This window comes from Allokutzneria albata (assembly GCF_900103775.1).
Lineage (GTDB): Bacteria > Actinomycetota > Actinomycetes > Mycobacteriales > Pseudonocardiaceae > Allokutzneria > Allokutzneria albata.
The window spans coordinates 8,147,288-8,169,840 of sequence record NZ_LT629701.1; the positions used below are offsets into that span (position 1 = coordinate 8,147,288).

The 22,553-nt window shown below is 70.0% G+C and carries 21 protein-coding genes and 2 pseudogenes; 7 read left to right on the forward strand and 16 right to left on the reverse strand.

What is annotated here, in order from left to right:
• Positions 1 to 124: 124 nt before the first annotated feature.
• On the reverse strand, positions 125 to 1,144 hold the full coding sequence (locus tag BLT28_RS37395) for a PucR family transcriptional regulator (RefSeq protein WP_052407083.1): 1,020 nt from the start codon (positions 1,142 to 1,144) through the stop codon (positions 125 to 127).
• 7 nt (positions 1,145 to 1,151) lie between these two features.
• On the reverse strand, positions 1,152 to 2,462 hold the full coding sequence (locus BLT28_RS37400; protein ID WP_030428446.1) for an MFS transporter: 1,311 nt from the start codon (positions 2,460 to 2,462) through the stop codon (positions 1,152 to 1,154).
• Positions 2,463 to 2,993: 531 nt separating this feature from the next.
• Between BLT28_RS37400 and BLT28_RS37410 the strand changes: the two genes are divergently transcribed.
• Positions 2,994 to 3,206 (forward strand): hypothetical protein, encoded by a 213-nt coding sequence (locus BLT28_RS37410; protein WP_030428444.1) that lies wholly within the window; start codon positions 2,994 to 2,996, stop codon positions 3,204 to 3,206.
• A gap of 12 nt (positions 3,207 to 3,218) precedes the next feature.
• Here the strand turns inward: BLT28_RS37410 and BLT28_RS37415 are convergent, their stop codons facing one another.
• Together BLT28_RS37415 and BLT28_RS37420 are read right to left on the reverse strand one after the other, a co-directional pair.
• Positions 3,219 to 4,892 (reverse strand): hypothetical protein, encoded by a 1,674-nt coding sequence (locus tag BLT28_RS37415; RefSeq protein ID WP_083383822.1) that lies wholly within the window; start codon positions 4,890 to 4,892, stop codon positions 3,219 to 3,221.
• Positions 4,893 to 4,901: 9 nt separating this feature from the next.
• On the reverse strand, positions 4,902 to 6,569 hold the full coding sequence (locus tag BLT28_RS37420) for a hypothetical protein (RefSeq protein WP_030428442.1): 1,668 nt from the start codon (positions 6,567 to 6,569) through the stop codon (positions 4,902 to 4,904).
• A 203-nt stretch (positions 6,570 to 6,772) separates the two neighbouring features.
• On the opposite strand from BLT28_RS37420, the gene BLT28_RS37425 reads away from it, so the two are divergent.
• Complete coding sequence (locus tag BLT28_RS37425; protein WP_156050700.1) at positions 6,773 to 7,081, forward strand: SH3 domain-containing protein; 309 nt, start codon at positions 6,773 to 6,775, stop codon at positions 7,079 to 7,081.
• Between the two features lie 7 nt (positions 7,082 to 7,088).
• On the opposite strand, the gene BLT28_RS37430 is transcribed toward BLT28_RS37425, so the two are convergent.
• Together BLT28_RS37430 and BLT28_RS37435 are read right to left on the reverse strand one after the other, a co-directional pair.
• Positions 7,089 to 8,246 (reverse strand): hypothetical protein, encoded by a 1,158-nt coding sequence (locus BLT28_RS37430; RefSeq protein WP_156050698.1) that lies wholly within the window; start codon positions 8,244 to 8,246, stop codon positions 7,089 to 7,091.
• A gap of 337 nt (positions 8,247 to 8,583) precedes the next feature.
• Positions 8,584 to 9,432: a hypothetical protein gene (locus tag BLT28_RS37435; protein ID WP_030428439.1), complete on the reverse strand. Its 849-nt coding sequence runs from the start codon at positions 9,430 to 9,432 to the stop codon at positions 8,584 to 8,586.
• Positions 9,433 to 9,496: 64 nt separating this feature from the next.
• Between BLT28_RS37435 and BLT28_RS37440 the strand changes: the two genes are divergently transcribed.
• Together BLT28_RS37440 and BLT28_RS37445 are read left to right on the forward strand one after the other, a co-directional pair.
• On the forward strand, positions 9,497 to 11,833 hold the full coding sequence (locus BLT28_RS37440) for an ATP-binding protein (protein WP_052407080.1): 2,337 nt from the start codon (positions 9,497 to 9,499) through the stop codon (positions 11,831 to 11,833).
• Between the two features lie 69 nt (positions 11,834 to 11,902).
• Entirely contained in the window at positions 11,903 to 12,346 is a 444-nt protein-coding gene (locus BLT28_RS37445; RefSeq protein WP_156050696.1) for a hypothetical protein, read from the forward strand.
• A 20-nt stretch (positions 12,347 to 12,366) separates the two neighbouring features.
• Here the strand turns inward: BLT28_RS37445 and BLT28_RS37450 are convergent, their stop codons facing one another.
• The gene (locus BLT28_RS37450; protein ID WP_083383823.1) at positions 12,367 to 13,083 is read right to left on the reverse strand and encodes a DUF222 domain-containing protein; all 717 of its coding nucleotides are present in this window, start codon (positions 13,081 to 13,083) and stop codon (positions 12,367 to 12,369) included.
• A 168-nt stretch (positions 13,084 to 13,251) separates the two neighbouring features.
• On the opposite strand from BLT28_RS37450, the pseudogene BLT28_RS37455 reads away from it, so the two are divergent.
• Positions 13,252 to 13,593, forward strand: a pseudogene (locus tag BLT28_RS37455) (amidohydrolase family protein); the annotation flags it as partial.
• A gap of 169 nt (positions 13,594 to 13,762) precedes the next feature.
• On the opposite strand, the gene BLT28_RS37460 reads toward BLT28_RS37455, so the two are convergent.
• Entirely contained in the window at positions 13,763 to 14,989 is a 1,227-nt protein-coding gene (locus BLT28_RS37460) for a cytochrome P450 (RefSeq protein ID WP_030428434.1), read from the reverse strand.
• A gap of 62 nt (positions 14,990 to 15,051) precedes the next feature.
• On the reverse strand, positions 15,052 to 15,180 hold the full coding sequence (locus BLT28_RS42310) for a hypothetical protein (protein WP_322788469.1): 129 nt from the start codon (positions 15,178 to 15,180) through the stop codon (positions 15,052 to 15,054).
• Positions 15,181 to 15,509: 329 nt separating this feature from the next.
• Here BLT28_RS42310 and BLT28_RS37465 point away from each other — a divergent pair, with 329 nt between their 5' ends.
• Positions 15,510 to 16,346 carry an SDR family NAD(P)-dependent oxidoreductase gene (locus BLT28_RS37465; RefSeq protein ID WP_030428433.1) on the forward strand — a complete coding sequence of 279 codons (837 nt, stop codon included), beginning with the start codon at positions 15,510 to 15,512 and terminating at the stop codon, positions 16,344 to 16,346.
• A gap of 605 nt (positions 16,347 to 16,951) precedes the next feature.
• A pseudogene (locus BLT28_RS37470) lies at positions 16,952 to 17,703 on the forward strand (IS5 family transposase).
• A gap of 29 nt (positions 17,704 to 17,732) precedes the next feature.
• On the opposite strand, the gene BLT28_RS37475 reads toward BLT28_RS37470, so the two are convergent.
• From BLT28_RS37475 to BLT28_RS37505, 7 genes are all read right to left on the reverse strand, one after another.
• Positions 17,733 to 18,011: a hypothetical protein gene (locus BLT28_RS37475; protein WP_030428432.1), complete on the reverse strand. Its 279-nt coding sequence runs from the start codon at positions 18,009 to 18,011 to the stop codon at positions 17,733 to 17,735.
• A gap of 197 nt (positions 18,012 to 18,208) precedes the next feature.
• On the reverse strand, positions 18,209 to 18,919 hold the full coding sequence (locus BLT28_RS42960) for an urease accessory protein UreD (protein ID WP_052407077.1): 711 nt from the start codon (positions 18,917 to 18,919) through the stop codon (positions 18,209 to 18,211).
• Complete coding sequence (gene ureG, locus BLT28_RS37485; RefSeq protein ID WP_030428431.1) at positions 18,916 to 19,596, reverse strand: urease accessory protein UreG; 681 nt, start codon at positions 19,594 to 19,596, stop codon at positions 18,916 to 18,918. Before ureG ends, BLT28_RS42960 begins: the two co-directional genes overlap by 4 nt.
• Positions 19,586 to 20,212 carry an urease accessory protein UreF gene (locus BLT28_RS37490; protein WP_030428430.1) on the reverse strand — a complete coding sequence of 209 codons (627 nt, stop codon included), beginning with the start codon at positions 20,210 to 20,212 and terminating at the stop codon, positions 19,586 to 19,588. Before BLT28_RS37490 ends, ureG begins: the two co-directional genes overlap by 11 nt.
• Positions 20,212 to 21,921 (reverse strand): urease subunit alpha, encoded by a 1,710-nt coding sequence (locus BLT28_RS37495; protein ID WP_030428429.1) that lies wholly within the window; start codon positions 21,919 to 21,921, stop codon positions 20,212 to 20,214. Before BLT28_RS37495 ends, BLT28_RS37490 begins: the two co-directional genes overlap by 1 nt.
• A complete protein-coding gene (locus BLT28_RS37500) occupies positions 21,918 to 22,220 on the reverse strand; it encodes an urease subunit beta (RefSeq protein ID WP_030428428.1) in 303 nt (100 codons plus the stop codon). The genes BLT28_RS37495 and BLT28_RS37500 overlap by 4 nt, the downstream gene beginning before the upstream one ends.
• A complete protein-coding gene (locus BLT28_RS37505) occupies positions 22,217 to 22,519 on the reverse strand; it encodes an urease subunit gamma (RefSeq protein WP_030428427.1) in 303 nt (100 codons plus the stop codon). The genes BLT28_RS37500 and BLT28_RS37505 overlap by 4 nt, the downstream gene beginning before the upstream one ends.
• Positions 22,520 to 22,553: the final 34 nt, after the last annotated feature.

Sequence of the window (22,553 nt, forward strand, 5' to 3'; positions counted from 1 at the left end):
TGGCACCACTCCGCCCGGCGCTCTCGCTTTGCCTACCTGACCTGGGACTATGGTAATTCCCAATGATAAGTTCGAGTTTGTCGGCCGGACAGGTCCATTAGCGGGGTAATAGATTTTTTCACACTTACACAGATGTTCGCATTCGGATCAGGTCGAGCAGTCGCAGCGCGAGTTCGACCTCCAGCGCCCGCTCCGGCTCCTGCCAGCCCGGGCCGAGCAGCGACGAGATCCGCTCCAGCCGCTGGGTGACCGTGTTGACGTGCACGTTCAGCAGCTCCTTCGCCCGGGTGGGGCTGCGGCCCGCGGCGAAGTAGGCGCGCAGCGTCGGCACCAGGCTCGTCCCGCGTCGCGCGTCGTGGTCCAGCAGCACCCCGATCGTGGCCCGGACGAACCGCTCCGGCTCCGGTTCGTCGCCCAGCACCAGGCCGACGAACCCCAGCCGCTCCGCGCTCGCGCCGCGCCCGGCCCCGCCCAGCGCGAGCAGCGCGGTCAGGCACCGCCGGGCTTCCGCGTACGCCGCGGCGATCTCACCGTGGGCGGCACCCGCGGTCACCGGCTTGCGCAGCTCCGCGCCGAGCACGCGCGCGCTCCGGTCGGCGTGGTCGGCCGCGTCGGCTCCGGGCAGCAGCAGCACGACGTGTTCTTCGTGCTCGACCGAGAGCCCGCCGTGCGCGCTCGCGAAATGCGCTGCGGCGGCCGCGAGGCGGGGCGGACCGGTCAGCACCACGACAGAGTGCGGTGAGTCGAGGTCGACCCCGAACCGCTGGGCCCGCTCCCGCGTGCCGGGGCGGCCCGCGAGGAGATCGGCGAGCAGCTGCCCGCGCTCCCGCTCGTCCGCGGCGAAGGCGAAGGCGCGGACCAGCAGTTCGAGCGCGATCACCGAGGCGGCCACGTCCAGGTTCCGCCGCCCGTCGCCGTCCAGCTCCTCACCGGTGCGGCTGACCTCGCCGACGCGCCGCCCGTGCGCGATGGCCGCGACCTTGAGCGTCTGACCGCCACGACCGCGTCCGGCGCGCGCCAGCTCCCGCCCCTCGGCGTCGGTGATCACCACGACGCCGCCGAGCCAGTCGGCCACCACCTCCGCGAGGCCACCGGCGCCGCCGCCCGCCGCGGCGACGGCCACCAACCGCTCGACCACCGTCACGCCTCAACTATGGGGCACGCACGACCGGGCCCGGCTCGGCACGGAGGTCGCGGTGGCGCGTCTCGGGGGAGACCGCGACCGCGACGACCGAGATCAGCGACATCGCCGCCAGGTAGACCGCGATCGCCAGCCAGCCGCCGTAGGCCGCCAGCAGCGCGGTCGCGATGATCGGCGCGAGCGAACCCGCGAAGACCGATGCCAGCTGGTAGCCGATCGAGGAGCCGGAGTAGCGCACCCTGGTGCCGAACATCTCCGCGAAGTAGGCGGCCTGCGGCCCGTACATCGCCCCGTGGAAGACCAGCCCGACGGTCACCGCGAGCGTGATCGCGCCGAAGGAGCGCAGGTCCAGCAGTGCGAAGAACCCGAACGCCCACACGCCCGTGCCCGCCGCGCCGAGCAGGTAGACCGGCCGCCTGCCGAAGCGGTCGGAGGCCGCTCCCCACAACGGGATCACCACGAAGTGGATCGCCGACCCGATCAGCACCGCGTTCAGCGCGAGGCCGCGGTCGAGCCCGAGGTGCTGCTCCACGTACACCAGCACGAACGCGGTGATCAGGTAGTAGCCCGCGTTCTCCGCGAAGCGGGCGCCCATGGTGATCAGGATCTCCCTGCGGTAGCGGGTGAACACCACCGAGATCGGCGGGCGCTCCACCGTGCCCTGCGCGCGCTCGGCCGCCTCGACGAAGACCGGCGACTCCGCGATCGTGAGCCGGATCCACATGCCGATCAGCACCAGCACGCCGGAGAACAGGAACGGCACCCGCCAGCCCCAGGACAGGAAGTCCTCGTTGCTCTGCGTCGCCGAGAGCACCGCCATCGCCGCCGAGGCGAGGATGTTGCCGCCAGGGACGCCCGCCTGCGGCCACGACGCCCAGAAGCCGCGGTGCCGGTCGGAGCCGTGCTCGGAGACGATCAGCACCGCGCCGCCCCATTCGCCGCCGACCGCGAAGCCCTGGACCAGCCGCAGCAGCGTGAGCAGGATCGGCGCGCCGATGCCGATCGTGGCGTAGGTGGGCAGCAATCCCATCGCGAAGGTCGCCAAGCCCATCAGCAGCAGGCTCGCGACCAGCAGCTTCTTCCGCCCGAGCCGGTCGCCGTAATGGCCGAACACCACCCCGCCCAGTGGCCGGGCCAGGAACCCGATCGCGTAGGTGACGAAGGCCAGCAGCGTGCCGACCAGGGGATCGGAGGCCGGGAAGAACAGCTTGTTGAACACCAGCGCCGCCGCGGTGCCGTAGATGTAGAAGTCGTACCACTCCACCGTGGTGCCGGCGAGGCTGGCGCCGACCACCCTGAGCGTGTTGGACCTGCCGGCCATGGCGCCCTCCCCAGCCGCGTTGTCCACCGACGGTAGGGGTGATGTGGATCTCAGCCCATGTGCTCCAGGCCCACACTCCGCCGCCGCGCGCGGTGGTGGCGGACCACCGAGATGCGCCCGGTAGACCGATTCAAGTCCACTGTGGACAGGGGAAGACCTCGGACGGGACGGGCCCGGTGCCGTCCACCGGGGGACCGTACGACCAACCGGGCGAACGGGCAGCCGGAGCGGATCTCGCGGACCGCCCTGCGGCTGCGGCGGCGGGCCCGGAGGTGCCGCCAGGACGGGCTGTCCCACGCGGCGACGAAGAGGAGGGAGAGGACGGTGAACAGGAAGGGAGCGATCAGGTCAGACACGGCGGTGCTCCCCATCGGACGCGGACATGTGCGTCACCTCCGCGGGGGAGACACCGCGTCGCGCACCCGATGACGCCGACTCACCGGATCGGGGTGACGAGGACCCCTTTGCACTAACGGTCGATCCACGGTACGCACGCTCAGGCGGAGTCTCCTGCGGCGGAACGGGGGTGGAATGGACTCGACGGACGGAGCCCGGCGCCCGCGGCGCTCGGCTTCCCTCGACGTGCGGGTCCGTGGCCGCCAGGTGCTGCTGACCACCTCCCTGGGCACGGTCATGGTGCTCGACCAGGAGACCGCCCGGCAGCTGATCACCGTCCTCACCACCGCCGTCGAGCTCACCGAACTCCCCGACCCCCTCCCCCCGGTGCCCCGTCCGGTGCGGTGAGCGCTGGACGCCTCACGGCGCGGGAGTGATCTTGTAGAACTGCCCTCCCGCGCCGAAGAGCACGCTGCCGCCGGGAACGTCGGCGCCGGTGACCGCCCGCCAGCCGGAGCGGGTCTCCCTGGAGCCGACGGTCTTCGCCACGTCCGGCCGGGGCAGCCCGGTGATGCCGCCGCCGACCACGGTGCCCTGCGCGTCGACCACCAGCACGCACGCCGGACGGCGGTGGTCGATCACGGCCCAGCCCCTGATGGCGGTGTCGCCCTTGAGCGGGCCGGTCTCCAGGTGCCCCTGGGTCGGCCGTCCCGCTCCCGGCTCGGGCATCGGCCGCACGCGCGCCGGGTCGACCTTGGAGCCCAGCTCGGGACCGCCGGCCCCGCAGCCCAGCGTGAAGGACTCCGAATAGGGATAGGCACCCAGCGCCCGCACCGGTTTGAGCGCGCTGATCGGCTCCAGGCGCAGCTCGGTCATCGTCTTGGGCGCCTCGACCCGCACAGCGATCGCGAGCAGGTTCTGGTCCGGGTAGTTCGCCCGCACGGTGTCCGCCTGCTTCGTGCCCATCGCGAAGGTCACCAGTGCGACGGCCGTGGCCGCGAACGCCGTCTGCCCGCTGGAGGGCTTCCACGCCAGCACCGCGAGGACCAGCAGCGCGGAGATCGCCAGCGCCGGGATCACCGCGTACCGGCTGGTCGAGCCGAGCTGGGTGGCGAGGTTGATCCGCGAGAGGCTGACCATTCCCGCGACGAGCACCGCGTACAGGCCCAGCCCCGCCCAGCCCGCCGCCCGCCGGGCCGACCCGTCCGCGACGCGCTCCCGCAGCACCCCCGCCACGAGCACGACCACGACCAGACCGGTCAGCACACCGCCGAAGACCGCGACGTCGCGCACCGAGGACCACAGCGACCCCAGCGTCTCGGCGAAGGTCGACAGGTAGCTCTCCGCGCCGAGCGGCTTGTCCGGAGTCGGCAGGTGCTCGGCCCGCTTGACCAGCAGCCAGGAGACCCCGACGCCCACCCCGAGCCCTGCGGGGAGCACGACCTGCCACAGCCGGTCCCGTCGCAGCCACGCCACCAGCGCCACCGCGAACCACACGGGGAACGCGCTGCCGTAACCGAGGCACCCGACAGCCCCGGCGACCACGGCGAGCACCGTCCTGCCCCGGTGCGCGAACAGCAGCGCCACCACGCTCGGCAGGTAGCCGGACAGCCCGTGCACGCCGTTCATGCTCATGCCGAACAGCTCAAGACCGCTCGGCGACAGCAGCAGGAACGCGAACGCCATCGTCAGCGCCGCGCGCTTCGCCCGGTCGAGGTCCTCGGGCAGCATGCGGTTCAGCGCGAAGACCATCAGCACGGCCGCGAGCACCACGGCCATGCCCAACGCCTGGTTCGAACCGCCGAGGAAACGGATGTCGATCCAGAACAACAACCCCGGCCACACGAACGGGTGCTCGTTGTGCAGGTTCACCAGGCCGCTCGGGTGCAGCGACCCGTCGTCGTCGGTCGCGTTGCCCAGCATCGACCAGAAGTCGAGGAAGTTCAGCAGCGGGGACCGCAGCACCTCGATCACCATGATCACCACGGGAACCGCGGTCAGGGCCAGCAGGCCCAGTTCCAGCCAGCGTTCCCGCCGGTCCGGCACCCGTTCGGTCGTCGTCATGGTCCCGATTCCCCCCTGGTCCTCGCGCACCGCCGGAATCTATCCCGGGGACTGCTCGCCGGCCGACGCGAGCTGGTAGAACCGCCCACCGGCCGAGACGACGACGCGGTGGCCGCCCGCCGTCGAGGGACCGGCGACGGCGGTGAACCCCAGCCGCGGGTCGGCGACCCCGAGCACTTGCGCGACATCGGGTCGCGGCACAGCCGTGATCCCACCGCCGACGACCGTGCCCGCCCGATCCAGCACCAGGACGCAGTCGACTCGCTTGTCGGCGACCATCGCCCACCCGTTGATCAAGGTGTCGCCGACCGCCGGGGTGTCCAGGTTGCCGCCGGTGCGCTCGGTCGCCGACACACCTCGCAGCGGGGTGAGCGCGTCCGCGCCGATCACGTCCCCCAGCTCGTGCGTTCCGCAGCCCAGGCTGAAGTCCTCGTTGAAGGGGTACAGCCCCAGCGCACGGGCCGCGGGCAGTGCGGCGACCTTCGACCGCAGCTGGGTGACCACCGTCGTGGCCCCGGTGCGCATGGCGATCGCGAGCAGGTCCTGCTTCGCGTACTGCGCGCGCACGTGCCCCGCCTGCACGCTGCCGATCGCGTAGGTCGCCAGGCCGACCGCGACCACCGCCCCGGCCACCCGGACCGCGCTGAACCCCGGCCAGCTGATCACCACGAGCGCGAGCGCCGCGCACGCCGCCAACGCCGGAATCGACGCGTAACGGCTCGTCGAAGCGATGTCCAAACCGGCTCCCGCTCGCGCCGCGCTGATCATCACCGCCGCGCCCGCCGCGTACACCGCAACGCCGACCCACGGCGTCTGCGGATGCTGCAGCTCGTCCCCGAGGCGCCTGCGCACCGCGAGCCCGGCGAAGCCCGCCAGCAGCAGCCCCGCGAGCACCCCCGCGCCGGTCGCCACGTCCTGATGGGTCGACCAGAGCTGCCCCAGTGCCGCCGCCACCGCCGCTAGGTAGCTGTCCAGCCCGAGCAGGTCCCCCTTGTCCAGGCTCGGCCGCGGCCCGTAGGTCAGCGCCCACCCGAGCACGACCACGACACCGATCACGAGCGGGCCGACCACCCACCGCGCGCGCTCCCGCCGCAGCCAGTTCACCAACGCGAGCGCCGGCCACACCGCGAAAGCCGTTCCGTAGCAAGCACATCCCACGAGACCGGTGGCGATCGCGCCGACCTGCCTGCCCTTCCAGGCGAGGACGAGCGAGCCCACCGCCGCCAGGTTCGCCGACAACCACCCGGCCCCGCTGAACCCGAAGGCGAAGTTGTGCAGCCCGCTCGTGGTGAACAACAGCAACGAGAACCCGGCCGTCAGCGCGGCACGCTTGGTGTCGCCCAGTTCGCGGGGCAGCAGCCTGCGGAGCAGGACCAGGGTCGAGCCGACCATCACCACGTCGAGGAGCCCGAGCACCTGGTTGTAGCCGCCAAGCAGCTTCGCCTCCACCCAGAACAGCAAGCCGGGCAGGAACATCGGGTGTTCGTTCTGGTACGTCAGCACGCCACGCGGGTTGAGGCTGCCGTCGTCCTCGGTGACGCGCGTCAAGATCGACCAGTAGTCCAGGAAGTGCAGCCGCGGCGAACGCAGCACCTCGAACAGCATCGCCGCGACCGGGACCGCGGCCAGGACCAGCAGCAGGGTGCTCGGGGCGAACAGGCTCGACCTGCCCGGACGACCAGCCCGGACGGGCGCGTTCGACGACATGCCGCCGAACCGTACCGGCACCCCGTCCCCACGGCCGTACCGCACAGGTACGTGAGCGTTCGTGCCGGACGAGTCCTACCGCGGTCAGCGCGGGCGCCCGGGTCGTTTCAGAGGGATTTCACCCGCGGCCGGTAGCGTTCTCCCGGAATTGATCATGCGGTGCTCAGGTTGCGAGCATCGCCTTGCACACCAAGGAGAACTGGGTGCGCGCACTCGCCGCGAAACTGACACTGGCCACTGTGTCGGTCGCCCTCCTCGGAGGACCCGCGCACGCACAGGTGGGCCGAGACGCGGCGGGTGTCCCCGGGCGCTTCGTCGCTGACACCGAGATCGTGGCGGCCCCCGGCGGAGCGGTCGTGGGCATGGGCAGGAACGGTCAGCGCGTGACCATCAACTGCCAAGCAGCTGATCGCAACTGGTGGCACCTCAACGCCCCCGAAGCCGCCGGTTGGGTGTGGCAGCCGGGCCAGGTGCTCCGCGAGTACGGAACCCCCGAGCCCCGGATCTGCTGACCCGCGCTCAGCCGAGGTTGAGCGGGATGCCGATGACCTGGCGGTTGCCGGGGTGCTCGGTCAGCGCCCACAGTCGCTTCGCGGACGCCTGGTAGGAGAGGTCCTCCGGGCCCGGGGGCAGGTGCGAGGTGCTGCTCGCCGCGCCGACCCTGGAGCGGTAGAGCACTCCGGCGGTGGTGGAGTTGCTGCTGGTGCTGAGCAGGTAGGTGTCCTTGTACGCCAACGCGCCCTGGACCTTGGGGTGCGCGCTGCGGTACGCGGCGGCGGCGGTCTCGTCGGCGAGCTTGTTCTCGGCGTTGAGGGCCCACCGGGTCAGCCGCGAGCCGCCCTTGCCGTCGAAGTAGTACTCGCCCGCGATCAGCGACGGCGTGGGGGTGCTGCGGTCGAGGCCGACGAAGGAGAAGCACAGCGGCGCGGTGACCGGCGGGCTGACGGAGCAGCTGCCGTTGCCGCTCTGGCCGTAGCTGCCGACCTGCGGCAGGACGTAGCGGTAGTCGTAGGCGTAGTACTTGCCGTCCGACCCCTTGCCGATCTTGGACTTGCTCGGGTCGGCCTCGGTGCGCCAGAGGTGGCGGAGGTCGAAGACGCGGAACCCGCGCTTGGTGTCGGCGACGTAGAGGTGGTCACCGACCCAGGCGATGCCGCCCGCGTGGATCTTCACCGGGCCGAAGGTGTCGGTGCTGGTCGGCTCGACGAGCAGCACGTGCCGGTAGGTCACCTTGGCGGGGTCGTCGTAGTCGACGAAGGAGATCCTGGCGCCCTTGGGGGTCGGCGCGTTGTCGCTGTGCCAGCTCACCAGCATCGCCTTGTGCCCGCCGTAGCTGCCGGAGGCCGACGCGTCCCAGCTGCCGGTGATCCCCTGCGGATACCACTGCTTGTCGTCGGTGTCACCGCCCGCCTGCCAGCAGAAGCCGATCGCGCCGCTGATCCCGGTCGGCCGGCACAGCGGCCGTCCCGCGCGGTTGCCGTCCGCGAGCACGCTCGCGAACGACGCCCGGCGCAGCTTGCCGTCGAGCGCGCTCACCCGCGGCGCGTAGCGCGCGAAGCTGCCGCCCTCGGTGAGCTTGTACCGGGTGTGCGAGATCTGGGTCAGGTCGGCCGCGGCGGCGGCTGCCGGGACGACCGCCCCCGCGGTCAGCAGCACTGCGACGGTCAGGGATGCCATGCGGCGCATCGGAACCTCCAGGTGCAGGAGGCCGATGTCTAACAAGGTCCCACCGGGTGGCGCGGTAGTTCGTAAAAGATTCTTACGAAGTGCGGCTGTTCGGCCGCGTCCGAAACGTCCGGCCAGTGCAACGGTGGGACCTCTTCGGGTAGAGGCCCCACCGCACTGCCCCCAGAGTGACCTTCCCCCGGTCACCGCGTCGGCCCTCGCGGGCTTCCGATGACCGAGAGCCTGCCCGGCGCGGGCGCGGCTCGGCCAGAGCGCTGGGACGCTGTGGGACGGATCTGCGCTCTGATCTGGGCGGACAGCGCGCGAAGCGGCGTCGCGGCGGGACGGGTCAGTCGAAGCGGATCGCGCCGCCCGCCGCCTCGTCGTCGGTGCCCAGCACCCGGTGGTCGCAGTGGGCCGTCGTGCAGGTGACCGCCTCGATCTTGTGCCCGCCGTAGCGGGCGATCTCCTGGTGTTCGCCGATCGGCCGCAGCGCCACCGCGCCGTCCTCGGCGGAAATGCGCGCGGAGCGATAAAGGGAGGAGTCGAACGGGCCTTCGTCGCCCGGGTCCGAAGCCGAGGACGCGAGGACTTCTCCGGAATCGGTGATCGCGATATCGGAGATGTGGCGGACGTCCCTTTGCGGATAGCTTGCCCGAATTGTGAGCGACGTTACCGGGCCGAATGTCATCCGGTCGATGTCCACCTCGGCTGCGATCAGCCTGCCACTGCGCTCGTCCTGGCCGCGATCGGCCCACGCCGCGACGGTGCGCCCGCCGAGCACCGTCAGTGCGAAGCCCTCGTAGTTGTCGTCATCGTCGACCTCCGGAACGGCGAACTCGCGGAGCACGTGAACCTCGTTGCCGCGCAGGGAGATGCGCGCTCCCTTGCCGGAGCTGGCCAGCGCGACGAACTCGTCCGGCCGCCCGGGGACCGCGGCCAGTGCCTCCAGGTCGACGGGCACCGGGCCCACCCACGTCAGCGGCGTGACCCGCGCGCCGGGGAATGAGACGAGGGCGGCGCGATTTTCTCCCGATTTCTTGCTGTCCCGCACGATCAGTAGCCCACCGCTCGCGGTGAGTGCCGATCCGCTGACCCCGGAGGTGATTCCGGTGCCCACCGGCTGCCAGTCCGAGGGAACGGGCGAGAACACGTAAACGGATAAAAGCGACATCGCCGCCGCGATTGTTCTGATCACATTCGGAGGATAAACATCGAACGCCTTTTTCGGGTAGTGGGGACGGGTACGCGATGATGGGGCGGTGGGAGGGACCGACGCGGTTGCCGAGTTCGCCGCCGTGCTGCGAGGGCTCAAGGAGCGGTCGGGACGCAGCTTCGCCGCACTCGCCCACCGCACCGGGACGAGCCGCTCGACGCTGCACCGCTACTGCGCCGGATCGGTCCTGCCACCCGACTACCGCCTGGTGAGCCAGCTCGCCGCGGCGTGCGGCGCCAACCGCCGGGAACTGGCCAGGTTGCGCAGGCTGTGGGAGTTCGCCGAAGCCGCGGTCACCGAGCAGCCCCGAAGTGACGGCTGGCGGCCGCGCAACCAGCTGCCGAGGGACATCGGAGACTTCACCGGCCGGGACACCGAGCTGGAGACGCTGCTGGACGCCGTCGCGACCGCGGACGGGCAGAGCGTGTCCGTGCTCTCGATCGACGGCATGGGCGGGGTCGGCAAGACCTCGCTCGTCGTCCGCTGCGCCCACCGGCTCGCGCAGCGCTACCCGGACGGGCAGTTCTTCGTCGACCTGCACGCGCACACCCCCGGGCATCCGCCGCTGAGCCCGGCCGCCGCGCTGGAGGCGCTGCTGCGCGCCGTGGACGTGCCGGGCGAGCGCATCCCGCCGACCGTGGAGCAGCGCGCCGCGCTGTGGCGCTCCACGCTGGCGGGGCGCCGCGTGCTGCTCGTGCTGGACAACGCCGCCGACGCCGCGCACGTGCGCCAGCTGATCCCCGGCCACCCCGGCTGCCTGACCCTGGTCACCAGCCGCAGGCGGCTGACCGACCTGGACGGGGCGAGCTCGCTCGCCCTGGACGTGCTCCGCGAGGACGAGGCGGTCGGGCTGTTCCTCCGCATCGCCGGGCCCGAACGCGGTGAGGACGCGGCGGTCCGCGAGTGCGTGCGGCTGTGCGGGTACCTGCCGCTGGCCATCAGGATCGCCGCCGCCCGGCTCCGTGATCGTCCAGTGTGGACGGTCGAGCACCTGAACCGGCGACTGGGCAGGCACTCCCGCAGGCTGACCGAGCTGAACGCCGTCTTCGCCCTGTCCCACCAGTACCTCGACGACTCGCAGCGGCGCATGTTCCGCCTGCTCGGCCTGCACCCCGGCGCCGACGTCGACGTGCACGCCGCGGCCGCGCTCGCCGGGGTCGCGCCGCTGGACGCGGAGGACCTGCTCGAGTCCCTTGTGGACGTTCACCTCGTCGAGCAGCGCGAGCCCGGCCGGTACCAGCTGCACGACCTGCTCCGCGAGCACGCCGCCGCCACCGCGTCCGCCGAGGAGGAGCCGGCCGCGCTGAGCGAAGCGCTCGGCCGGCTGTGGGACTACTACGCCGCGGCCGCGCGCCTGGCGACCCGCGCCTACGAGCGCGAGGAAACCCCGGAGGAGCCGGACGAGCGGCTTCCCGAACTCGCCGGCCACGCCGACGCGGCGCGCTGGCTGGAGGCGGAACGGGCCAACCTGGTCGCGGTCGTCGAACACTGCACCGACGAGCACGCGTGGCGGATTTCCCTTGTGCTGTGGCAGTTCTTCCTCAACCGGGGTTACAGCCAGGACTGGCTGCGCACCCACGAGGCCGCGCTCGCCGCCACCGAACGGCTCGGCGACCTCGACGCCCGCGCGGAGATCCTGAAGAACCTCGGCATGCTGAACTGGCGCATCGGCCGGGTCGACATGGCGCTTGAGCAGCTGAAGGAGGCGCTGGAGCGCGACCTCGCCACCGGCAACGAGCGTTATGAGGCCAGGACGCGGGGCAGGCTCGGGCTGCTCCACGACTGGCAGGGCGACTACGACGAGGCGGTGCGCAACTTCCGGCGCGCCGACGAGCTGTACCAGAAGCTGGGCCTGGTCATCGGGCAGGCACCGTCGATACTGGGCCTGGGCAGCGCCTACCGGCAGAGCGGCGAGGTCGAGTCGGCGCGCGAGGCACTGCAGCGGGCGCTGACGTTGGGCGAGTCCATCGGGGACCTGTGGGTGCAGAGCCTGGCGTTGACCAACCTCGGCCTGATCGAGATCGAGGAGGGAAACAGCGACCGCGCCCGGTCCCGGTTCGAACGGGCACTGGAACTGAGCGAACGGCTCGGTGACCGCTGGTCGTGGGGTTTGGCGGCCAGTTCGCTCGGCTCGATGAACCGCAGGCTCGGCAACTACGAGGAGGCGTTGCGCTACCAGCGGCGCGCCCTCGACAACGCCACCCACACCGGTGACCGCTGGGCGATGGGCCTGGCCCACCTCGGCTTCGGCAAGATCCACCACCAGCTCGGCGATCGCGAGCGGGCCCGCGAGCACCTGATGCTGGCCCTGGGCTACGCCGAGGAGCTGGGCAACCGCAAGCTCCTGGTGGAGGTCCGGGAAGCGCTGGACACCCTCGGCTGATCACACCTTCGATCGAACAGCCCCGGGCGCGCCCTGCCGGGTTCCGCGCGCCTGCCTACTGTCGCCAGCATGAAGCGTCCTCTCACCGCAGTGTTCTGCGTTCCGGTCGCACTGTGTCTCGCCGCTCCGTCCGCTCTCGCGGCTCCTCCCGCACCTGCGCCCAAGGGCGACATCAGCGCCGCGGTGAAGGCCGTCGGGGAGAGTTTCGACGCCGCCTGCGCGCAGAAGAAGGGTGTGCGGTTCGTCCTCGCGGGCACCGACATCATCGCCAAGCAGACCAAGAAGATGCCCGACCCGGTGAAGAAGCTCGTCAATGCCGTGTGGCACGAGCTGTACAAGTTCCCCGACCCGTGCGCCGCCGATTCGCGCGCCGCGATGTCGAAGTTCGTCGCGGAACGCTATGGAGCGGACCGGAAAACCATTGACGGCTACTACGTCGCACACCAGGACGTGTGCGACCGGGGCGCGTGGACGATCGTGGCGAAGCTCAAGGAACTGCTCACCAAGATCTAGCCGTTCCTCCTTCGATCCGGCTACAGCTTGAGTTGAAGATCCACCCGGATGTTCCGTACCGGTTTCTGGTCCGGGTCTACCCATCGTGGTGGGATGAAGCTCGGTATCCCGTGCTCGAAACTGATCTCCCAGTCTCCTTCGTGCACGACGTGATGGTGGTGCACGCACAACAGCACCAGGTTCGTGAGATCGGTCGGCCGGTGGCCGATCACAGCCGGGGAACGCACACCCCTTATCGCGTAGGGCCAGGGCTCCGCGCTGATCGGGTCCCCGTCCTGCGTCTGACCACTACCGGTCGTCGTGGCGAGGTCGTTGAGGAACATGGTGACGATCAGCTGCACCTTCGACCCACCATGCGCCGGGAGATCCTCGACGCTCATGGTGGTGGTCATGGCGTCGATGAACGCATCCGCCAACCGCTGCTCCGCCGTACGCGGATCCTTCTCCCCGTCCACCGTCTTCGGCTTGGACAACGCCAGCAGGAACGCCTTGATCTTCGCCCCGTTGAGCGGGTCGATGATCGCCTTGATGTGCAGGCACCCGTCCTGGTCGTTGGCCATCCGCCACGCCCGCTTCGCGATCCCGTCCTGCTCATCCCGGAACACACCATCCGGATCAACATAAGCCCGGATGCGTTTGCCGACCTGCATCAGCTCCCGCGGGGTCAACCGCGCAGACCTCCGCCAACGCCCGATCCGCCCGCGCCCGGTATTCGTCCGGGAGCCGTTTGACCGCATCCGAGATCACCACCGCATGCTCACCACTCATCGTGCCGCTGTACACGGCATCCTGGGTGTGCGGCAACGACGGCAGCTCATGCACAAGGCGGGTCCGGCGTTTAGAGGTTGTCTCATTGGGGAGTCTCTTGACCACGTCCTGCGTCTGGTCCTCAGCGGCACCCCGGAACGCTTTCCCGCCTCCAGTTCACCGTTGGCCACCTGGGAGAGGGCTTGTCGTTCATGCTGCCGAGACTGGACGTTGCCCTGCCGACCCAGGTGACCAAACCCGACCGTTCAGTCGCCGACTACCTGCGGCGGAACCTCCGCTACACCTTCAGCGGATTCACCTGGCTGTCGGCGTTCCAGCACCTCGTCGCACAGGTCGGGACCGACCGGATCTTGTTCTCCACCGACCGCCCGTACGCCTCGATGGCGCAGGCCCGCGCGTTCCTGGACCAGCTCCCGGTCGGTCCAGCCGACCGTGCCAGGATCGCGCACCGCAACGCCGAAAAGCTGTTGGACGTGTGACCTCGGGCCGAATCGGCCCCGGGTCTCGGTAACCGCAGCCGAGAAGTCCACATCGGACAGAGACGGTGTCGCGAAAGCGGGCGAGGTCGCCAGGACGGCGGGATCGGTCAGGACGCGCTGGTCGGAGCCGACGCAGAGGCTGGTGTCGGCTCCGATCCACAGCAGGGGCTCACCAGGTGACCGGGAGGTCGTCGACGCCGTAGATGATGGCGTCCGTTTTGAACGGCAGGTCCTCGACCGCTGCGGCAAGCCGCAGGGTGGGGATGCGGCGGAACAGCGTGTCAATGACGATCTGCAGTTCCATCCGGGCCAGGTTCTGGCCCAGGCACTGGTGCGGGCCGAAACCGAAGGCGAGGTGGTGGCGAACCCTGCGCTCGACATCGAGCTCGGCCGGATTCTCGAACACCGCCGGGTCCCAGTTGGCCGACAGGCTCGAGACGATGACGCCTTCGCCCGCCTTGACGCTCTTCCCGCCGATCAGCACGTCCTCGGTGGCCACCCGGGCGGTGACCGTATCGGCGACGGTGAAGTAGCGCAGCAGTTCCTCCACGGCCATGGGCGTCTTGCCGGGGTCAGCCGTGATCAGGGCCAGTTGCTCCGGGTTGGTGAGCAACCCGATCACGCCGAGCGAGATCATGTTCGCCGTGGTCTCGTGTCCGGCGGTCAGCAGCAGGAAGGCCAGGCTCACCAGACCGTTGTGGTCGAGGGTGCCCTCCTGGCGCTGCCGGGCGATCTGCCGGCTGAACAGGTCGTCGCCGGGTTCGGATTCCTTGCGGGTGATCAGGTCGTCGAGGTAGGCGCGCAGTTCGGCGAAAGCTCGCTGGCGATCCTCCGCCGACGAGGTCCGCCGCACCGCGACGGCGGTGCGGCTCTGGAAGAAGTCGTGGTCGGTGTAGGGCACACCGAGCATCTCGCAGATCACCAGAGACGGCACCGGCAGTGCCAGCGCCTGCACCAGGTCGAGCGGGCGCCGGTCGGTGGCGAGCATGTCGTCGATGAACCGGTCGACCATGTCCTGGATCCGCGGGCGCAGCGCGGCCAGCCGCCTCACGGTGAACTCGCCGAGTACCGCACGCCGGGCCGCTGAGTGTTCCGCGCCGTCCATGCCGATCATCAACGGCGGCTGGACGCGCAGCTGCCGCAAGGTCGCCGCGTCGACGTTGACCATCGGGAAGCCGTCCTTGCGCCGGTCGGAGGAGAAGCGGCGGTCGGCGAGGATGGCACGGCTTTCCTCATGCCCGGACACCCACCACGCCTCGCCGCCGCCGGTCAGGTTGACCTTGCTCATCGGCGCCTGCTCGCGCAGTCGCTCGTAGGCGCCGGGCGGGGCGAACGGGCAGCCACGCTCGACCGGCAGTTCCAGACCGGACAGTTCGCCGGTGATGCTCTTCGTCACGAATAACCTCCCACTAACAGGTCTGGCTGCATTTGCCCTACGGGCTGGCTCGTCGCTGGTGTTCATCGCAGGGTGAGCGGGGTCTCGGCTTCGATACGAGTCAGCTTGTCGGGGTTGCGGACGTAGTAGAGGCTGGTGATGCGGGCGGCCTCGACACGGATCGCGATGACGCCGTCGATCTCGCCGTTCACGCGGATGAGAAGCGCCGGGTGAACGCCTCGGTGGCCGCGTCCATTCCGCGGTCCGTCCGGTCACCGCCAGCGAGCGGCTCGGCCGTGCCCGTCGTGAGATCGCTGCGCTCTTCCATGACTGCCTCCTGCCTGTTCGCCCCGGTCCCTACCCACACGAGGCGCCGGCGCTCACCGATGTGTGACACCCACAGTCAGTGGCGCACGTCACGTTGCCGGGCTGTCACAGGGGGCGGGACATCGGCGCCTCATGTTCGTCGAGGACGCAGCGCGGACGATCGGCACCGCGTCCGCCAGGGAAACCGCCACCGCGGAGAGTTCGGAGGAACATCGTGAGCAAGATCTGGTTCGTCACCGGTTCGTCGCGTGGTCTGGGCCGCCGCTTCGTCGAAGCCGCCCTGTCCCGCGGTGACCAGGTGGCCGCAGCCGCCCGGAACGCCGCGAGCCTCGACGAGTTGGTCGCCAAGCACGGCGACGCCGTGCTCCCACTCGAGATGGACGTGACCGACAAGGCCGCTGTCTTCGAGAGCGTGAAACGGGCCAAGGAGCACTTCGGCCGTCTCGACGTCGTCGTGAACAACGCCGGCTACGCCCAGGTCGGCGCGGTGGAGGAGCTCACCGAGCAGGAACTGCGCGATCAGCTGGAGACCAACGTGTTCGGTGCGGTGTGGGTCATCCAGGCCGCGCTCCCCTACCTGCGCGAGCAGGGCGCGGGGCACATCATCCAGCTGTCGTCGGCGGCAGGGCTCATCGCGATGCCGCTCGGCGGTGCGTACCACGCCTCCAAGTGGGCGGTCGAGGGCCTGAACGAGGCGCTCGCCGGTGAGGTCGCCGAGTTCGGCATCAAGGTGACCGTGATCGAGCCCGGCGGCTTCGCCACCAGGGACGGCAAGAACCCCGATCCGCTCGCCAACGGCCACATGGCCGAGAACAACCCGGCCTACGACGGTCTCCGCAGGCGCCTCGCCGACCTCACCGGAAAGCAGCCCGCGGGCGACCCCAGCGCCGCGGCCCAGGCACTCCTCAAGATCGTCGACGCCGACAACCCGCCCCTGCGGATCCTCTTCGGCCAGGGCTTCTACCCGTTGATCCAGCAAGCCTATGCCGCCCGGCTCCAGACCTGGGCCGACTGGCAGGACCTCTCGGTGCAGGCGCACGGCTCGCTCTGAGCCTCGATGTTCTTCCCGACCCGTACTCGCCCCAGCGCGAGTCCGGCGCCCGACAAGCGCGCACGAGTGCGAGAGCTGTACGGCCGGCGTCAGCCGTACAGCTCTCGGGACATGCTGATGGCACGGGAAAACCGGTCGCTGGACGTCTTGCCGATCAGCTCGGAGATCTCCTCGGCCGTGTGGGCGTAGTGGAGTTCTGGCCGAGGGGCACGCGGATCGCGATGGCGGTCACGGTCGGACCTTTCCTGAAACTTGATCTTGATGGTTCGGCGTCCGTTCCGCGACCAGTGGGGTTCTCGTGAACGATCCGTATTCGTCTGTTCCTCAGCTGAACTTGCTCAAGGAGTTCCATGACCGGCTCGGAGACGACTGCGCAGGAGAGTTCTGGCTGCACGACACGTGCGGAGACGCCGCCCATCTCGGTGGTACCGAGGAGGATGCGCGGTTTCGGGAGCGGCTGACCCCCTCGCGCGGGCCAACAGCTCCGGCTCGTTCTTCGCGCAGTGGCGTCGGGGAGGTCGGGAGGATCTCGCCACTTTGCCGGTCGTCACCTGAGAGCGTGTCTCGTGTGGATCTTGGCGGGGTGTCGAGCGTGATTCTCGGGTGTGGATGAGTTGTCGCGGCGGTTGGTGCCCGATGAGTTGTGGGCGCTGGTCGAGCCGTTGATTCCTCCTGCGGGGCAACGCCCTCAGGGGGTGGGCGGTCGGTGAGCGGGCCTCGTGCGGTGTTCACCGCGATCGTGTCCGTGCTGACCAGCGGGTGTGCGTGGCGGTATTTGCCGCCCTCGTTGAGGGTGGCGGTGCCCACCGCGCATCGGTGGTTCACCACCTGGAGCCGGGCCGGGTTGTGGACGAGGCCGCACCGGGCTGTGCTGGACGAGCTCGGCTCCCAGGGTTGATCGACTGGTCTCGCGCTGTGCTGGACGCCGCGGCGGTGCGGGCGAAAAAAGGGGATCGCGGACCGGCCCGAACCCGGTCGACCGCGGCAAGAACGGCTCCAAGATCCACGCCTTGACCGACAGAAACGGGCTGCGCTGGTGGTCGGGGTCTCCGCGGCCAACCTCAACGACCACCTCGCCCTCACCACCATGGTCACCGCCATCCCGCGCATCCGCTCCTGTCGCGGACCCCGCCGCCGTAGACCCGCGAAACTCCACGCGGACAAGGCTTACGACGTCCACAACCTCCGCGCCTGGCTCCGCGACCGCGGCATCGCCGTGCGCATCGCCCGCAAAGGCATCGAATCCTCCGAGAAACTGGACCGGCACCGCTGGGTCGTCGAACGCACCCTCGCCTGGCTCACCGGATCCCGCCGACTCACCCACCGCTACGAACGCACCGCGTTCCACTACCTCTGATTCCTCACACTCGCAGCAGCCCTGACCTGCTACAAGAAACTCCCCAAATGAGACAGCCTCTTCGCTTCGGCCTGGTTGAGGTTCAGCGTGGACCGCAACAGAACCGACAAGTCCTTGCGTCCGTGGCGGGTGTGCAGCCCTCGTTCCTCGGCCTGTCGAGCGGCATCAACCTTCACCGCAGTCACCAAGTTGCCGATCCGCTCCAGCTCTTTCAGGAACTCCACATGATCGGCCTCGGACAACCGATAACTGTCATCCGCCGACAGCTGGTCCGTCAGCATGGATCGGATTGCCTTGGTATCCAACATGATTCACCCCATCTTGTTGGATACCTCGATTATAGCGGCGGGTCTGACAGTGTCTAATCCGTTGCCACGCAGGGAAAAGTAGGCCACGGCTGGAAAGGTCGGCTTTACCTGGGGTGCGCGTGCCATACGCTTCCCGCTAGGGCCGGAGTTTCATCCCGTGCCCCGAGAGGCCCAAGGGCACGCGCAAGGGGCCCAGGTCAAGCCGACCCCACGCAGGAACCGGTCAACTCATCCAACACAGTAGACACCTCAACAGCATCCACCCCAAGCACAGTAACCAACGCCGCTTCTCGCAACGCATGAACCGCAGCCCCAGGGCGAGCAGAAGGCCGCACCGCCAACCCAGGAGCGGACACCAACGCAGTCCCCAACACAGAAGCAGAACCGATGACCGCCGGAGACCGATACATCGCCGGATCAACCAACGTCGTAGTCGTGCGCAACACAGGCCGCCCGCCCCGGGTCACGTCCCAACGCTGCACGAGCTTCCCCGGCTCCTCGCCATGCCGGCCGAGCACAACGAGGTCCTGCCACAACAACCGCGCATCGGATCCCAACTCAGCGACCGAGTGGTTGTGCACCAGGCAGCCCCGAGCGAGCACAGTCGGTTCCTGGCGAATGACCGCCTCCCCGTCCACCCGTAGTCCAAAATGGACGGAAGAAGTGCCGCGCAGCGCGATCTGGGCTCCGGTCGAACGAAGCTCCAGGGAAGCACCGGAGAGAACCGACACGTCCAAGCGCAGGGAGTCGCCGCCGAGCGGGCCCGCTGCCGTGCCGACGACGTGCACCTGTGCGGTCGCCCCGGGAGAGCCTGTGCGGCGCAAGGTCAACGGGGGATCGGAGCGCAGCTCGCTGATGACGCTGCGCGAACCACGCCGGGCCACGGTGAGGGTGGCGTGTGCCTTCACGCCAGCTCGGCGAGCTGCTGGAGCACCCAGTCGGCGACCTTCGACGCTGCGGGGTCCTCGGGGAGCGAGGTGAACAGGACGGGCAGTCCGCGCCGCACGGCCTCGGCGTCGCGGGCCATCACGGAGAGGTCGGCGCCGACGAGGCTCGCGAGGTCGGTCTTGTTGATCACGAGGAGGTCGGCGAGGGTGACGCCGGGGCCGCCCTTGCGGGGCACCTTGTCGCCACCGGCCACGTCGACCACGAAGATCTGCCGGTCCACCAGGCCCTTGCTGAACGTGGCGGTGAGGTTGTCGCCGCCGCTCTCCACGAGCACCAGGTCGAACGCGCCGTGCCGCGCCTCCAGGTCCTCGATCGCGTCGAGGTTGGCGGTGATGTCGTCGCGGATCGCGGTGTGCGGGCAGCACCCGGTCTTCACCGCGCTGATCCGGTCGTCGTCGAGGACGGCGTTGCGGCGCAGGAACTCCGCGTCCTCGGTGGTGTAGATGTCGTTGGTGACCACACCGATGCTGAGCCGGTCGCGCAGAGTCCGGCAGAGCGCGGCGACGAGCGCGGTCTTGCCGGAGCCGACGGGGCCGCCGATGCCGATGCGCGGGCTGGCGCCCAGCCTGTGGTCGTGGCCGTGCGCGTGCGGGTCGTGCCCGAAGTCGTGCGGTCCGTCACCGTGGTTACGAGACAAAGAGCTGTCCTTCCGATTGGTGGTGCGCCTCAGCGAGCACTTCGAGCAGGGGAGCGCAGTCGTCGGGCAGCCCGGCCGACGCCGCCTTCGCCGCAACGCTGTCCACAGTGGACGTAAGGGCGACGAGCATGCGGTGCACCGCGAAGGGGTCGAGGGCGAGCAACCGCAACGCCGCCGAAGCCGGAGCGGTCACGGAGGCGAGCGCGGTCGACAAGGCCACCTCCTCCGGCGACGCCCCACCGAGCGCGCCCAGAACACCGAACGCGATGGGCTGGTGCGGCTTCGGCCCGAGCCATGGTGCGGCGCCTGGGTAAGCACGCAGCAACCCTCGGCCCTGCTGGCGGGACGCGGCGCGCTGTGCGGCCGAAGGCGTGCGCGCGTCGAACTCCTCGTCGAGCAAGGCCCAATCGGCGTCCGGAGACATTCGTGCCGCAGAAGCCGCGAAGGCGGCGCACACGCGACCAGTCGTGGAGAGCCTGCCGATCAGGAAATGCCGCAGTGAAGCCACATCCGTCACCAACCCGGCCCGCCAGGCAGCTTCGACGCCGCCGGAGTGCACGTGCCCGCCCGCGGGCACCCGCGAATCGCCGAGCAGCAACAACCCCGCGCCGACCATCAGAACAGGAAATACCGTTGTGCGAGCGGGAGAGAAGCAGGTGGCGCCGGGGTGACCAGCGATCCGTCGATGTGCACGGTGAACGTCTCGGGGTCGACGTCGATGCGGGGGAGCGCGGTGTTGTTGGGCAGGTCGGCCTTGGTCAGCCCTCGCGTGTCGCGCACCGGAACGAGACGGCGACGCACGTCGAGGCCCGACGACACCGCTGCGGGTGCGACGAAATGGACCGAGAGGTCGGCGGCGGAGGCGGGCTCGGCACCCCACATCGGCCGGGACAGCACGGGTTGCGGAGTGGGGATCGAGGCGCCGGGGTCGCCCATCGCCGCCCAGGCGATCATGCCGCCCTTCACCACGACGTGCGGGCGGACGGCGAAGAACGCCGGGTCCCACAGCACCAGGTCGGCGAGCTTGCCGACCTCGACCGAACCCACCTCGGCGTCCAGGCCGTGCGCCACGGCGGGGCAGATCGTGTACTTGGCGACGTAGCGCCGCGCGCGGTTGTTGTCCGCCCGCCCGTCTCCCGGCAGGGCGCCGAAGCGGTCCTTGTTCACGTGCGCGGTCTGCCAGGTGCGGATGATCGTCTCGCCGACCCGGCCCATGGCCTGCGAGTCGGAGCTGATGATCGAGATCGCGCCGAGGTCGTGCAGCACGTCCTCGGCGGCCATCGTGCCCGGCCGCATCCGGGACTCGGCGAAGGCCAGGTCCTCGGGGATCGACGGGTCGAGGTGGTGGCACACCATCAGCATGTCCAGGTGCTCGTCCAGGGTGTTCACCGTGAACGGACGCGTGGGGTTGGTCGAGGACGGCAGCACGTACGGCTCGCCCGCCATCCGGATGACGTCCGGAGCGTGCCCGCCGCCCGCGCCCTCGGTGTGGTAGGCGTGGATGCTCCTGCCCGCGATCGCGTCCACAGTGGACTCAAGGAAACCGGCCTCGTTCAAGGTGTCCGTGTGGATGGCCACCTGCACCCCGGACGCGTCGCAGACCCGCAGGCACGCGTCGATAGCCGCGGGTGTGGTGCCCCAGTCCTCGTGCAGCTTGAACCCGCTCGCCCCGGCGCGCAGCTGCTCCCACATCGCTTCTTCGGAGACCGTGTTGCCCTTGCCCAGCAAGGCGACGTTCACCGGGTAGCCGTCGAGCGCGATCAGCATCCGCTCGATGTTCCACGCACCGGGGGTCACCGTCGTCGCGCGCGTGCCCTCGGCCGGTCCCGTGCCGCCACCGACGATCGTGGTGACACCGCTGGCCAGGGCTTCGGGGATCTGCTGCGGGCAGATCAGGTGCACGTGCGCGTCCACCGCGCCCGCCGTCAGGATCATCCCGTTGCCGGACAGGATCTCCGTGGACGGGCCGATCACCAGCTCGGGGTGCACGCCGTCCATCGTGTCGGGGTTGCCCGCCTTGCCCAGGGCCACGATGCGGCCGTCCCGCACGCCGACGTCGGCTTTCACCACGCCCCAGTGGTCCAGCACCACCGCCCCGGTGATCACCAGGTCGGGCGCGCCCTCGGCGCGGGTCACCGCGGCCTGGCCCATCGACTCGCGGATCACCTTGCCGCCGCCGAAGATCGCCTCGTCGCCCGCGCGCCCGGGACCGCCGCACAGGTCCTCGGTGACCTCGATCAGCAGGTTCGTGTCGGCGAGGCGGACGCGGTCACCGGTGGTGGGCCCGTAGCGCCTGGCGTAGTCGGCGCGGCTGATCCGGCTCACTGGTCACCCTTTCCCAAGCTCAGTCCCGGCACGACGCGGCGCCCGGCCAGTGCGACGAGCGTGACCTCGCGCGCCACTCCCGGCTCGAACCGCACGGAGGTGCCCGCCGGGATGTCCAGGCGCATGCCGGACGCGGCGGGACGATCGAAGGACAGGGCGGCGTTCGCCTCGGGGAAGTGGTAGTGCGAGCCGACCTGGACCGGCCGGTCGCCGGTGTTGACCACGCGCAGCGTGACGCGCTCGCGCCCGGCGTTCAGCTCGATCCCGCCTTCCTCCGGGAAGACCTCGCCCGGGATCACGGGATCGGCTCGTGGATCGTGACGAGCTTCGTCCCGTCCGGGAACGTCGCCTCCACCTGCACGGAGTGCAGCATCTCCGGCACGCCCTCCTGCACGTCGTCGCGACCGAGCACTTCGCGGCCCGACGACATCAGCTCGGCGACCGTGCGGCCGTCGCGCGCGCTCTCCAGCACGAACGCGGTGATCACCGCGACCGCTTCCGGGTGGTTGAGCCGCAGGCCTCGTGCTCTGCGACGGTGGGCGAGGTCCGCCGCGACGTGGACGAGCAGCTTCTCCTGCTCCCGGGGAGAAAGGTGCATCCCTCGAACCTAGGGCCGGAAGCGGCTGCCACCA

Coding starts and splice junctions, on each gene's coding strand:
- BLT28_RS37400 (WP_030428446.1), bottom strand. CDS start 2,462: ATGGCCGGCAGGTCCAACACGCTCAGGGTGGTCGGCGCCAGCCTCGCC.
- BLT28_RS37410 (WP_030428444.1), top strand. CDS start 2,994: ATGGACTCGACGGACGGAGCCCGGCGCCCGCGGCGCTCGGCTTCCCTC.
- BLT28_RS37420 (WP_030428442.1), bottom strand. CDS start 6,569: ATGTCGTCGAACGCGCCCGTCCGGGCTGGTCGTCCGGGCAGGTCGAGC.
- BLT28_RS37430 (WP_156050698.1), bottom strand. CDS start 8,246: ATGGCATCCCTGACCGTCGCAGTGCTGCTGACCGCGGGGGCGGTCGTC.
- BLT28_RS37445 (WP_156050696.1), top strand. CDS start 11,903: ATGAAGCGTCCTCTCACCGCAGTGTTCTGCGTTCCGGTCGCACTGTGT.
- BLT28_RS37450 (WP_083383823.1), bottom strand. CDS start 13,083: ATGCGGTCAAACGGCTCCCGGACGAATACCGGGCGCGGGCGGATCGGG.
- BLT28_RS37475 (WP_030428432.1), bottom strand. CDS start 18,011: ATGTTGGATACCAAGGCAATCCGATCCATGCTGACGGACCAGCTGTCG.
- BLT28_RS37490 (WP_030428430.1), bottom strand. CDS start 20,212: ATGGTCGGCGCGGGGTTGTTGCTGCTCGGCGATTCGCGGGTGCCCGCG.
- BLT28_RS37505 (WP_030428427.1), bottom strand. CDS start 22,519: ATGCACCTTTCTCCCCGGGAGCAGGAGAAGCTGCTCGTCCACGTCGCG.